We start from the raw sequence: 11413 nt of genomic DNA, 5'->3' as shown, positions 1-11413 counted from the left end.
CCTCACGACTGCGCTCAGGCCAGCGGGCCGGTCACCGTCTCCACTGCGCCGACCAGCTTCCCCTCCCGCACGAACGCCTCGGCGGCGGCCAGGTCCGGGGCGAGGAAGCGGTCGGGACCCGGCCCCTGGACGCCGGCGGCCCGCAGCGCCGCGATGACGGCCTGCGAGGCGGGCGCGGGGCTCAGCCCCTCGGCGACGCGCAGCTCGACGGCGCGCGTGGCGGCATACAGCTCCACGGCCACGATCCGCGCGAGGCCGGTGACGGCGGTACGGAGCTTCCGCGCGGCCGACCACCCCATGGACACGTGGTCCTCCTGCATCGCGGAGGACGGGATCGAGTCGACGGACGCCGGGACCGCGAGCCGCTTCAGCTCGCTGACCAGGGCGGCCTGCGTGTACTGGGCGATCATCAGCCCGGAGTCGACCCCGGCGTCGTCGGCGAGGAACGGCGGCAGCCCGTGCGAGCGGTTCTTGTCCAGCAGGCGGTCCGTGCGGCGCTCGGTGATCGACCCGAGGTCGGCGGCGACGATCGCCAGGAAGTCGAGGACGTACGCCACGGGGGCGCCGTGGAAGTTCCCGTTGGACTCCACCCTGCCGTCGGGCAGCACGACCGGGTTGTCGACGGCCGAGGCCAGCTCCCGGTCGGCGACGAGCGCCCCGTGCGCGAGGGTGTCGCGCCCGGCGCCGTTGACCTGGGGTGCGCAGCGCACGGAGTAGGCGTCCTGGACCCGGGGGGCGGCGTCCTGATGGTGGCCGGTGAGGCCGGACCCGGCGAGCACACGCAGCATGTTGTCGGCGGAGACACCCTGACCGGGGTGCGGGCGGATGGCATGCAGCTCCGGGGCGAGGACCCGGTCCGAGCCGAGGAGTGCCTCCAGGGAGAGCGCGGCGGTGATGTCCGCGCCGGTGTAGAGGTTCTTCAGGTCCGCGAGGGCCAGCACGAGCATGCCCAGCATTCCGTCGGTGCCGTTGAGGAGGGCGAGGCCCTCCTTCTCGCGCAGCTCGACGGGGGTGATGCCGTGCGCCGCGAGGAGTTCGCCGGCCGGCCGCACGGTGCCGTCGGGGCCCTCGGCCTCGCCCTCACCCATCAGGGTCAGGGCGCAGTGCGAGAGCGGCGCGAGGTCGCCGGAGCAGCCGAGCGAGCCGTATTCGTGGACGACGGGGGTGATGCCCGCGTTGAGCACGTCGGCGATGGTCTGCGCGACCTCGGGGCGTACGCCGGTGTGGCCGGAGGCGAGCGTCTTCAGGCGCAGGAACATCAGGGCCCGGACGACCTCACGCTCGACGTGAGGGCCCATGCCCGCCGCGTGCGAGCGGACGATGTTGCGCTGGAGCTGCGCCCGCAGACCGGGGCTGATGTGCCGGCTGGCGAGGGCGCCGAAGCCGGTGGAGACCCCGTAGACCGGCTCGGGCTTGGCGGCGAGGGCGTCGACGATCTCCCGTGCGGCGGAGAGCGCCTCCACGGCGGCTGCGGAGAGCTCGACCCGGGCGCCCTGACGGGCCACGGCGATGACGTCCTCGGCGGTGGTACCGGACGTCCCCACCACGACTGTATGCATATCCATATTCAGAAGCCTACGGACTGAAACCCATCATGTCACCAGTGGTCGTGCGGTTGACCCCTTACCGATCGCCGCCCGGCGGATTGCCGCGCAGCCTGCGACGGTCGTGGGGCGACCTGGGCGGGGAGTCTGCGAGCCGGATCACGTCACCGTCGCGCCCCGCGACCACCGGCCTCCTGGAGTGGGCGGCCTTCGCCTGGTACTGGGCGGCGTCCGCCAGCCGGAAGAGCCGGCGCGCGGACTGGACCGGGCCGATGTCGTCACCTGTGGACGCGACCCCGCAGGCGACCCCGTTGCCGAGCTCCAGAGCGACGGCCCGCGCACAGAGCTCCTCGGACACCCGGACCACGTCGTCCGCCGAGGGCCCGACGGTCAGCAGACAGAACTCGTCCCCGCCCAGACGGGCGGACAGCGCGCCGGGGAGCATCGCGCCGCAGAGCGAGAGCACGGAGCCGAAACGTTCCAGCAGCCGGTCACCGACCGCGTGGCCATGAGTGTCGTTGACCGCCTTGAGACCGTTCAGATCGCACACGACCAGGCTGACCACCACGCCCTCGGTGCGGTGCCGGTCCACCGCTTCGTCGAGGCGGAGGTCGACGGCCCTGCGGTTCGCGAGACCGGTCAGCGGGTCCGTGAAGGCCAGCTTGCGGACCTCCTCGAGCCGCTCGGTCTGCGCGATACCCGCGGCGACGACGGCCGCCAGCACGGTCGCGAAGTCCGCGTCGTCCCGGTCGAACACCGGGGCCCCCGCCGGGCGGGCCACATACAGCTCCCCCCAGGCCCGACCGTGCAGCACGATCGGCGCCACCACACAGCAGCCACGCCCGCGCCGGCGCAGCGCGGCGACCCGCTGGTGGCAGTACGGACGGGCCCCCCGGGCCGGCGCACCGGCGGCCGGAGCGCCGTCGGCGGTCTCCACCCAGGCGTCGGGCTCACCGCCGCCCGCCCATCGCTCATGCAGGAATTCGGTGATCTCCGGGAACTGGTGCACGGGGTAGGCCTCGCACTCGGGGAACTCCTCCTCCCCCTCCGCCCGCTCCCCGGCGTTCACCAGCACGCGCAGCCTGCCCTGATCCCGCTCCCACACGGAGAGGGCGGCGAAGCTGCCCCCCAGCGCCTCGCACGCCCCCACTGCCGCGGCACGCCAGGACTCGCGCGGCGTGTAGGCCGCCGCCATCGTCTGTGCCAGCGCAACCACGGCGCGCAGCCGCGCATCATCACCGCCCATCGCCCCAGCTTAGGTAGGTTTGTGATGATTTGATCAGTTGGCAGCGCTGATGATCTTCAGATGCTTCCCCGGGTCACTCGCCGGGCCAGCTGGGCTTCCGCTTCTCGTTGAAGGCGGCAACACCCTCGGCCCGGTCCCCGGAGAAGGCGACGGACCGCCAGGCGGCGTCCTCCACCTCGAGGCCGGCCCTCAGATCCAGCCCCTGCCCCAGCCGCAACGCCCGCTTGGCGGCCCGGAGCCCCACCGGAGAGTTCGCCGCGATCCGGCCGCCGAGGGCCAGCGCCTCCTCACGGTCCCGGCCCGCCTCGACCAGCTCGTCGACCAGCCCCAGCTCGCGCGCCTCGGCCGCCTCCACCCGCCGCGCGCTGAAGACCAGCTCGGCGGCGCGCGCCGCGCCGACCCGGCGGGGCAGCAGCTGCGTACCGCCGCCGCCGGGAATGACACCGACGGACACCTCGGGCAGGCCGACCACGGCCGTACGGTCGGCCACGATCACATCGCAGGCCAGCGCGAGCTCGAAGCCGCCGCCGAGGGCGAAGCCGTGCACGGCGGCGACGACCGGCATGGGCAGTTCCAGCACGCCGGTGTACGCGGCCCTCGCCGTGGGCCGCTGCCGCACGAGCTCGGCGTCGGTGAAGGAGTTCCGCTCCTTGAGGTCCGCGCCCACGCAGAAGGCCCGCTCATGACTGGAGGTGAGCACGGTCGCCCGCACCCCCTGATCGGCGCCGAGCGCGGCACAGGCTTCGGCGATGGCGCGTGCCATCGCCGTGCTCACGGCGTTCATCGCCTTGGGCCGGTCGAGCACCAGCTCGGCCACGTGGTCCTGGCCCTCGTGCCGCCGTACGACGACGAATTCCCCGAACCTCTGCTCGGACGTGACACCCATGACTGCACCCCTCCGGTTAACGAGCGTTACCGGGGATCCTAGGCGGGGCCGCCGGGCCGGGCGGTTCCCGGCCCTTCCCGGAACCGGGCTCGGGCGGGCGGAGCCGCGCCCCGGGTCAGGAAGACGGCTTGCCCCGCCGGGCCAGCAGCCACGGCTCGACCACGCCCAGCCCCCGCACCGGCCGCTGCCACATCGGCTGCAGCCCGAAGCGGTACGTCGGCAGCGGTGTCTCCTCGTCCGGGCCGGGGCCCTCCTTCTCCAGCCGGGCCCGCTCGGCCGCCGCCGCGGTCTCCTCGGCCTCGGAGGCGGGGGCGTCGCGGGTCCTGATCAGTTCCGCGGCGAACGCGCCGTCGACCAGCACCGCGTCCTTCGGCGCTATCGACGTGAGCCGGCTGGCCAGATTCACCGTCGTACCGAACACGTCGCCCATGCGCGTGGTGACAGTGCCGAACGCGATCCCGACCCGCAGCGAGGGCATCGTGGCGTCCTGGGCCATCGCCTCGACCAGCCGGAGCGCTATCTCGCCCGCCGTGCCCGCGTCGTCCGCGGCGAAGAGGACCTCGTCGCCCAGGGTCTTGATGAGCCGCCCGCCGTGCGCGGCGACCAGGTCCGCGGAGGTCGTCTCGAAGGCCTCGACCAGCTCGCCGAGCTCCTCCTCCTCCAGGCGCCTGGTCAGCCGGGTGAAGCCGACGAGGTCGGCGAAGCCCACGGCGAGCCGCCTGTCGACCATCTCCTCGTCGTCCCCGGTCTGCACGACCCGGCCCGTGGCGGCGGCCAGCTGGCGTCGCCACACGTACACCAGGAACTCCTGCAGCTCGGGCAGGAGCAGCTCGATCAGCGGATACGTGACCTCGGTGCGGGTCATGCCGGGCTCGGGGGGCTCCGTCAGCCCCGCCAGGAAGGAGTCGATCTGCCACTCCGCGAGCCGGGCGGTCGTCTGCCCGGTCGACCGGGCCACCTGGATCGCCATCGGCTCGCTGAGCAGCCCGGCCTCCACGAGACCGGCGAGGCGGCGCAGCGCCAGGACGTCGGCCTCGGTGAGCGCCTTGGCCTGCCCGATGTCGGCGAAGCCCATGGCCCGCCAGAACCGGGACGCCAGGTCCATGGAGACCCCGGCGGTCCTCGCCGCCTGGAACGGCGTGTAGCGGCGGTCGGCCCCCAGGATCAGGGCCTCCAGCCGGATGGCGAGCGGGTCGTCGGTCGGTTCGGCCGTGTGGTCGACCTCGTGATGCGGTGTCGAGTGGACGGACGGTCCCGACGAGGGCTCCGCGCCGTCGTCGGAGTTCGTGTCGTCGACGGTCACCGGCCGCCTCCTGCCCGTTCCCTGCGCACTGCCCTGCCGATCTGTCGCTGGATCGCCTCAACGATACGGCAGGTGTGCCCTGGCTCACGTCCACGGTGGCGCGGTTCCGGATCCGTCATACGTGACATCACCCGTATGTGCGGGGGCTGCCTGATCAGGTGAGGCCTCCCTGTTCCCCTCGCAGGTGGACGATGTCGCCGGCCGATACGGGCTCCTGGAGCCCGTCGCCCGTGGCCAGCACGAGGCGTCCGTCGCCGTCGATGGCGACGGCCTCACCGACGACCGACCGGTCCCCGGGCAGCTCGGCCCGCACCGTCCGGTCGAGCGTGGCGCAGCCCGCCGCGTAAGCCGCCTGGAGCCCGCTCTCGGCGGCGTCGCCGTTCGCGTCGCGCCATTGCCCGTACCACTGTTCCAGTGAACGCAGGACGGCCCGGAGCAAGGTCTCACGGTCGGTGGAGACGGCTCCGGCGAGCGCCAGCGAGCCGGCGTGCGGGGCGGGGAGCTCGGCCGCGCGCAGCGACACGTTGAGGCCGATACCGATGACGACGCCGGCCCCGGCGCGCTCGGCGAGGATGCCGCCGGTCTTGCGTTCCGTGTCGCCGATCGTCACCAGGAGGTCGTTGGGCCATTTCAGTGCCATGTCGACTCCCGCCGACTGCGCGAGGCCCGTGGCGGTCGCGACGCCGGCCAGCAGCGGCAGCCATCCCCACCGTTCGGCGGGGACGCCGCCCGGGGTCAGGTAGACGGACAGGAACAGGCCCGAGCGGGGCGGAGCCGTCCAGCTCCGGTCGAGCCGTCCGCGGCCCGCGGTCTGTTCCTCGGCGACCAGGACCGTGCCCTCGGCCAGACCGCCACCGGCGGCCCGTGCCGCGAGGTCGGAGTTGGTGGAGCCGGTCGTGTCGACGACGTCGAGCGAGGTCCACAGGCCGTCGGGCCTCAGCAGCCCACGGCGCAGCGCAGCGACGTTCAAGGGCGGCCTGTCGAGGTCCGACCAGCGGTTGTGCGGCGCATCGGGAGGTGTCATGCAACCCACATTAGGTGTGGCCAACGACGCACTGCCGAACCGTATCCGCGCCGATACGCTACGGGTCAGTAGCAACCACCCGCCGACGAGCAGGTTGCCGTCGAGCACGTACCGGTCCAGCACCTTCACTGGATGTACCAGCCGTCCCCGTGACCAGGCAGGGAGCCGCCACCCGATGTCCGAGCCGCAGAGCGACATCCACACCACCGCGGGCAAGATCGCGGACCTGCAGCGCCGTATCGAAGAGGCCACACACGCAGGTTCCGCCCGTGCCGTCGAAAAGCAGCACGCAAAGGGCAAGTTGACCGCCCGTGAGCGGGTCGAGCTCCTGCTCGACGAGGGTTCTTTCGTGGAGCTCGACGAGTTCGCACGGCACCGGTCCACCAATTTCGGCATCGAGAAGAACCGCCCCTACGGGGACGGCGTCGTCACCGGCTACGGCACGGTCGACGGCCGTCCCGTCTGCGTGTACTCGCAGGACTTCACGATCTTCGGGGGCTCGCTCGGCGAGGTCTACGGCGAGAAGATCGTCAAGGTCATGGACTTCGCGATGAAGACCGGCTGCCCGGTGATCGGCATCAACGACGGCGGCGGCGCGCGCATCCAGGAGGGTGTGGTCGCCCTCGGCCTGTTCGCCGAGATCTTCCGCCGCAACGTCCACGCCTCGGGTGTCGTCCCGCAGATCTCCCTGATCGTCGGGCCGTGCGCGGGCGGCGCTGTCTACTCCCCCGCGATCACCGACTTCACGGTCATGGTCGACCAGACCTCGCACATGTTCATCACCGGGCCGGACGTCATCAAGACGGTCACCGGTGAGGACGTCGGCTTCGAGGAGCTGGGCGGCGCCCGCACGCACAACACCACGTCCGGTGTGGCCCACCACATGGCGGGTGACGAGAAGGACGCCATCGAGTACGTCAAGTCCCTGCTGTCCTACCTCCCGTCGAACAACCTCTCGGAGGCCCCGGCCTTCCCGGAGGAGGCCGACCTGGAGACCACGGACGAGGACCGCGAGCTCGACGCCCTCATCCCGGACTCGGCGAACCAGCCGTACGACATGCACACCGCCATCGAGCACGTGCTCGACGACGGCGAGTTCCTGGAGACGCAGGCCCTGTTCGCGCCGAACATCATCACCGGGTTCGGGCGCATCGAGGGCTACCCGGTCGGCATCGTCGCCAACCAGCCGATGCAGTTCGCCGGCTGTCTGGACATCAACGCGTCCGAGAAGGCCGCGCGCTTCGTCCGCACCTGCGACGCGTTCAACGTGCCGGTTCTCACCTTCGTCGACGTGCCCGGCTTCCTGCCGGGCGTCGACCAGGAGTACGGCGGCATCATCCGCCGCGGGGCCAAGCTGATCTACGCGTACGCCGAGGCCACCGTCCCGCTGATCACGGTGATCACCCGCAAGGCGTTCGGCGGCGCGTACGACGTCATGGGCTCCAAGCACCTGGGCGCCGACCTGAACCTGGCCTGGCCGACCGCCCAGATCGCGGTGATGGGCGCCCAGGGCGCGGTGAACATCCTGCACCGCCGCACGATCGCCGCCGCCGACGACCCCGAGGCCACCCGCGCCGAGCTGATGACCGACTACGAGGACGCCCTGCTCAACCCGTACGTCGCGGCCGAGCGCGGCTACGTCGACGCGGTGATCATGCCGTCCGACACCCGGGCGCACCTGGTGAAGGGCCTGCGCCAGCTCCGCACGAAGCGCGAGTCGCTGCCGCCGAAGAAGCACGGCAACATTCCCCTCTAACCACCGGGAGCCACCATGATCAAGGTCGTACGGGGCAATCCGACCCCGGAGGAGCTCGCCGCGGCCCTCGCCGTGGTCCGGGCGCGCGCGGCGGCGGTGGCCGCGGTGCCGTCCGGTGCTCCGCTGCCGCCCGAGCAGTGGTCGGACCCCGAGCGGATCGCCCGCCGGGGCGCACTCCGGCCGGGGCCCCGGTCGTGGGCACGGACGTACTGGCCCTCCTGACGCCGGAGCGGTGAGCGGCGCTTGAGTACGCGTACTCAGGCGCCGCAGCCGTGTCCGGAGCACCATCGGAACCATGCTGTGGTCCGACCCCGAGAACAAGCCCCCGAAGGAACTGCGCGACGCCCAGGACATGATGCGTCGCGCGGGGCTCCTGCTGGCGCTGGCCATGGTCGTGGCGATGTTCGTCCTGGGCATCCGCTGAGGCTCCCGGACCCGCCTACGATGGCGGGTATGACTGATCAGCGCCGCCTCGTGCTCGCCTCCGCCTCCCCCGCCCGTCTCGGTCTCCTGCGTCAGGCGGGCTTCGCCCCCGAGGTGATCGTCAGCGGCGTGGACGAGGACGCGATCAGCGCTCCGACCCCGGGTGAGCTGGCGCTCGTCCTGGCCGAGGCGAAGGCCGCCGCGGTGGCGGCCCGCCCCGAGGCCGCGGGCGCGCTGGTCGTCGGCTGCGACTCCGTGCTCGAACTGGACGGCGAGGCGTTCGGCAAGCCCGCCGACAGCGAGGAGGCCACCGCCCGCTGGAAGTCCATGCGCGGCCGCTCGGGCATCCTGCAGACGGGCCACAGCGTCATCGACACGGCCACCGGCCGTACGGCGTCGGCGACCGCGTCCACGGTCGTCAGGTTCGGTGAGCCGACGGACGCCGAGGTGGCGGCCTATGTCGCTTCGGGTGAGCCGCTCCACGTCGCCGGAGCGTTCACCCTGGACGGCCGCTCGGCGCCGTTCGTCGAGGCGATCGAGGGCAGCCACGGCAACGTCATCGGACTCTCGATGCCACTGCTTCGCCGCCTGCTCGGCGAACTGGGCCTCTCCGTCACCGACTTGTGGGTCTGAGCTGCCCTGTTGTCACACCGGCGCCGGAGCCTGGCCGGCGCCGGCCTTTCCCGCTTCCGGCTCACGCCGCTCGAACGCCACCAGGGTCAGCACGATCAGCGCCAGGACGACCATCAGGAACACGAAGGCCGCCCAGCCGATCAGCCCCACCGCCAGGGCGCCCAGCACCCCGTGGACGACCGCGCAGGCGATGAGGGCGATCCTGCCGAGGCGGCCCGGGGCCCGGTCGCGTATGCCGGCCAGCAGCGGGATCAGCCCGCAGAGCAACAGCAGGGCCCCGGAGACACCGCCCATGACCCAGGTGCCGGTCACCATGGCGTCCGGATCCAGCCCGGCCAGGGACATGCTCTGATTGCCGGCGACCGTCGCGAGGACGCCGTTGACGATCACGATGCCCACGGCTTCCACGAAAAGAACGATCGCGGTCACGAAGGCCACTGGTCTGCGCACCACGGCGCCCACCCCCTGTTACCTGTAGTACGTCCGTACAGCGCGGACCCTACTAACGGGTAACGCTTCGGACAAGAGGTTGCGCACGGTGCGCGCCCGCACTGCGCCGCCCCCGTGGCCGAGGCAAAGATTCCATCGGCCGTTCGTAGGGAGTCCACAAAGAAACGCCGCGCGCCGTTGACCGTCCGGACAGAGACTTGGGCCACACTTCGTGGCTACTGTGCCCTTGAGGATCCCGGCGTACCGTGGTGCGACAAGGGATTTCGCGACTCGAGCAAGCCTCGAATCACACTCCGTGTGGGCAAGTTCACTACTGGGGACGGGTCGTACGGCCGTGTTGGTAGTCCCTAAACTCAGCTTGTTCTCAAGGAGGGAGTCATCGTGCGCAAGGTGCTCATCGCCAACCGTGGCGAAATCGCTGTCCGTGTTGCTCGGGCTTGCCGGGATGCCGGAATCGCGAGCGTAGCCGTCTACGCCGATCCGGACCGGGATGCTCTGCATGTGCGCGCGGCCGACGAGGCGTTCGCTCTGGGCGGTGACACTCCGGCCGCCAGTTATCTGGACATGGCCAAGGTGCTCCAGGCTGCCAAGGACTCGGGGGCGGACGCGATCCACCCGGGTTACGGCTTCCTCTCGGAGAACGCGGAGTTCGCCCAGGCCGTGCTCGACGCCGGTCTGACGTGGATCGGCCCGCCGCCGCAGGCGATCCGCGACCTCGGCGACAAGGTCGCCGCCCGCCACATCGCCCAGCGCGCCGGCGCCCCGCTGGTGGCCGGCACGCCGGACCCGGTGTCGGGTTCGGGCGAGGTCGTGGAGTTCGCGGAGAAGAACGGTCTGCCGATCGCGATCAAGGCGGCCTTCGGTGGTGGCGGTCGCGGCCTGAAGGTGGCCCGCACGCTGGAGGAGATCCCGGAGCTGTACGACTCCGCGGTCCGTGAGGCCGTTGCGGCGTTCGGCCGGGGTGAGTGCTTCGTGGAGCGCTACCTCGACAAGCCGCGGCACGTGGAGACGCAGTGCCTGGCCGACACGCACGGCAACGTCGTGGTGGTCTCCACCCGTGACTGCTCGCTCCAGCGCCGCCACCAGAAGCTCGTCGAGGAAGCCCCCGCGCCGTTCCTGTCGAAGGAGCAGAACGCGGAGCTGTACGCGGCCTCCAAGGCGATCCTGAAGGAAGCCGGCTACGTCGGCGCCGGCACCGTCGAGTTCCTCGTCGGTGTCGACGGCACGATCTCCTTCCTCGAGGTCAACACCCGCCTCCAGGTCGAGCACCCGGTCACCGAGGAGGTCACCGGCCTCGACCTCGTCCGCGAGATGTTCCGTATCGCGGACGGCGAGGAGCTCGGCTACGGCGACCCGGCGGTGCGCGGGCACTCGTTCGAGTTCCGGATCAACGGCGAGGACCCGGGCCGCGGCTTCCTGCCCGCTCCGGGCACCGTGACCCTGTTCGCCCCGCCCACCGGCCCGGGCGTCCGCCTGGACGCCGGCGTCGAGACCGGCAGTGTGATCGGTCCGGCATGGGACTCGCTGCTCGCGAAGCTCGTCGTGACCGGAGCGACGCGTGAGCAGGCGTTGCAGCGCGCCGCGCGTGCGCTGGGCGAGTTCACCGTCGAGGGCATGGCCACCGCCATCCCCTTCCACCGCGCGGTCGTCACCGACCCGGCGTTCACCTCGGACCCCTTCCGGATCCACACCCGGTGGATCGAGACGGAGTTCGTCAACGACATCAAGCCCTTCGCGGTGCCCGCGGACCAGGACGCGGACGAGGAGTCCGGCCGCGAGACCGTGGTCGTCGAGGTCGGCGGCAAGCGCCTCGAGGTCTCCCTGCCGTCCTCGCTCGGCATGAGCCTGGCCCGCACCGGCCTCGCGGCCGGCGCCAAGCCCAAGCGCCGCGCGGCCAAGAAGTCCGGCTCCGCGGCCTCGGGTGACACCCTCGCCTCCCCGATGCAGGGCACGATCGTCAAGATCGCCGTCGAGGAGGGCCAGGAGGTCAAGGAGGGCGACCTCATCGTCGTCCTCGAAGCCATGAAGATGGAACAGCCCCTCAACGCCCACCGCTCCGGCACGGTGAAGGGTCTGGCGGCGGAGGTCGGCACGTCGATCTCGTCCGGTGCCGCGATCTGCGAGATCAAGGACTGAGTACTCGTTCTC

Annotated in this window: 11 protein-coding genes; 5 read left to right on the top strand and 6 right to left on the bottom strand. The window is 71.7% G+C overall.

The genetic code is table 11. The features are described 5' to 3' along the window. Window positions 1-14 precede the first annotated feature (14 nt). From hutH to ACFWFI_RS34345, 5 genes are all read right to left on the bottom strand, one after another. Complete coding sequence (hutH, locus tag ACFWFI_RS34365) at window positions 15-1565, bottom strand: histidine ammonia-lyase (protein ID WP_387398085.1); 1551 nt, start codon at window positions 1563-1565, stop codon at window positions 15-17. Window positions 1566-1623: 58 nt separating this feature from the next. Beyond that, entirely contained in the window at window positions 1624-2790 is a 1167-nt protein-coding gene (locus tag ACFWFI_RS34360) for a GGDEF domain-containing protein (protein WP_387398083.1), read from the bottom strand. Window positions 2791-2863: 73 nt separating this feature from the next. Next, window positions 2864-3676, bottom strand: a complete 813-nt coding sequence (locus ACFWFI_RS34355) for an enoyl-CoA hydratase/isomerase family protein (protein WP_387398081.1) — start codon at window positions 3674-3676, stop codon at window positions 2864-2866. A 115-nt stretch (window positions 3677-3791) separates the two neighbouring features. Next, window positions 3792-4979, bottom strand: a complete 1188-nt coding sequence (locus ACFWFI_RS34350; protein ID WP_387398079.1) for an adenylate/guanylate cyclase domain-containing protein — start codon at window positions 4977-4979, stop codon at window positions 3792-3794. Between the two features lie 154 nt (window positions 4980-5133). After that, complete coding sequence (locus ACFWFI_RS34345) at window positions 5134-6003, bottom strand: biotin--[acetyl-CoA-carboxylase] ligase (RefSeq protein WP_387398077.1); 870 nt, start codon at window positions 6001-6003, stop codon at window positions 5134-5136. 175 nt (window positions 6004-6178) lie between these two features. Here ACFWFI_RS34345 and ACFWFI_RS34340 point away from each other — a divergent pair, with 175 nt between their 5' ends. From ACFWFI_RS34340 to ACFWFI_RS34325, 4 genes are all read left to right on the top strand, one after another. Further along, window positions 6179-7759, top strand: a complete 1581-nt coding sequence (locus ACFWFI_RS34340; protein WP_387398075.1) for an acyl-CoA carboxylase subunit beta — start codon at window positions 6179-6181, stop codon at window positions 7757-7759. Window positions 7760-7774: 15 nt separating this feature from the next. Continuing rightward, on the top strand, window positions 7775-7981 hold the full coding sequence (locus ACFWFI_RS34335) for an acyl-CoA carboxylase epsilon subunit (protein ID WP_387398073.1): 207 nt from the start codon (window positions 7775-7777) through the stop codon (window positions 7979-7981). Window positions 7982-8054: 73 nt separating this feature from the next. Beyond that, window positions 8055-8183 (top strand): morphogenic membrane protein MmpB, encoded by a 129-nt coding sequence (mmpB, locus tag ACFWFI_RS34330; protein ID WP_014047983.1) that lies wholly within the window; start codon window positions 8055-8057, stop codon window positions 8181-8183. 20 nt (window positions 8184-8203) lie between these two features. Then, the gene (locus tag ACFWFI_RS34325) at window positions 8204-8815 is read left to right on the top strand and encodes a nucleoside triphosphate pyrophosphatase (RefSeq protein ID WP_387398071.1); all 612 of its coding nucleotides are present in this window, start codon (window positions 8204-8206) and stop codon (window positions 8813-8815) included. 12 nt (window positions 8816-8827) lie between these two features. Here ACFWFI_RS34325 and ACFWFI_RS34320 read toward each other — a convergent pair whose 3' ends face one another. Next, a complete protein-coding gene (locus tag ACFWFI_RS34320; protein WP_387398087.1) occupies window positions 8828-9265 on the bottom strand; it encodes a hypothetical protein in 438 nt (145 codons plus the stop codon). A gap of 381 nt (window positions 9266-9646) precedes the next feature. Here ACFWFI_RS34320 and ACFWFI_RS34315 point away from each other — a divergent pair, with 381 nt between their 5' ends. Further along, complete coding sequence (locus ACFWFI_RS34315) at window positions 9647-11401, top strand: acetyl/propionyl/methylcrotonyl-CoA carboxylase subunit alpha (RefSeq protein ID WP_387398069.1); 1755 nt, start codon at window positions 9647-9649, stop codon at window positions 11399-11401. The last annotated feature ends 12 nt before the right edge of the window (window positions 11402-11413 follow it).

The organism is Streptomyces sp. NPDC060209, from assembly GCF_042728155.1.
Classification (GTDB): Bacteria; Actinomycetota; Actinomycetes; order Streptomycetales; family Streptomycetaceae; genus Streptomyces.
This window is presented reverse-complemented; position numbering and strand designations above follow the sequence as displayed.

Coding starts and splice junctions, on each gene's coding strand:
- hutH (WP_387398085.1), bottom strand. CDS start 1,565: ATGGATATGCATACAGTCGTGGTGGGGACGTCCGGTACCACCGCCGAG.
- ACFWFI_RS34360 (WP_387398083.1), bottom strand. CDS start 2,790: ATGGGCGGTGATGATGCGCGGCTGCGCGCCGTGGTTGCGCTGGCACAG.
- ACFWFI_RS34355 (WP_387398081.1), bottom strand. CDS start 3,676: ATGGGTGTCACGTCCGAGCAGAGGTTCGGGGAATTCGTCGTCGTACGG.
- ACFWFI_RS34345 (WP_387398077.1), bottom strand. CDS start 6,003: ATGACACCTCCCGATGCGCCGCACAACCGCTGGTCGGACCTCGACAGG.
- ACFWFI_RS34340 (WP_387398075.1), top strand. CDS start 6,179: ATGTCCGAGCCGCAGAGCGACATCCACACCACCGCGGGCAAGATCGCG.
- ACFWFI_RS34335 (WP_387398073.1), top strand. CDS start 7,775: ATGATCAAGGTCGTACGGGGCAATCCGACCCCGGAGGAGCTCGCCGCG.
- mmpB (WP_014047983.1), top strand. CDS start 8,055: ATGCTGTGGTCCGACCCCGAGAACAAGCCCCCGAAGGAACTGCGCGAC.
- ACFWFI_RS34325 (WP_387398071.1), top strand. CDS start 8,204: ATGGCGGGTATGACTGATCAGCGCCGCCTCGTGCTCGCCTCCGCCTCC.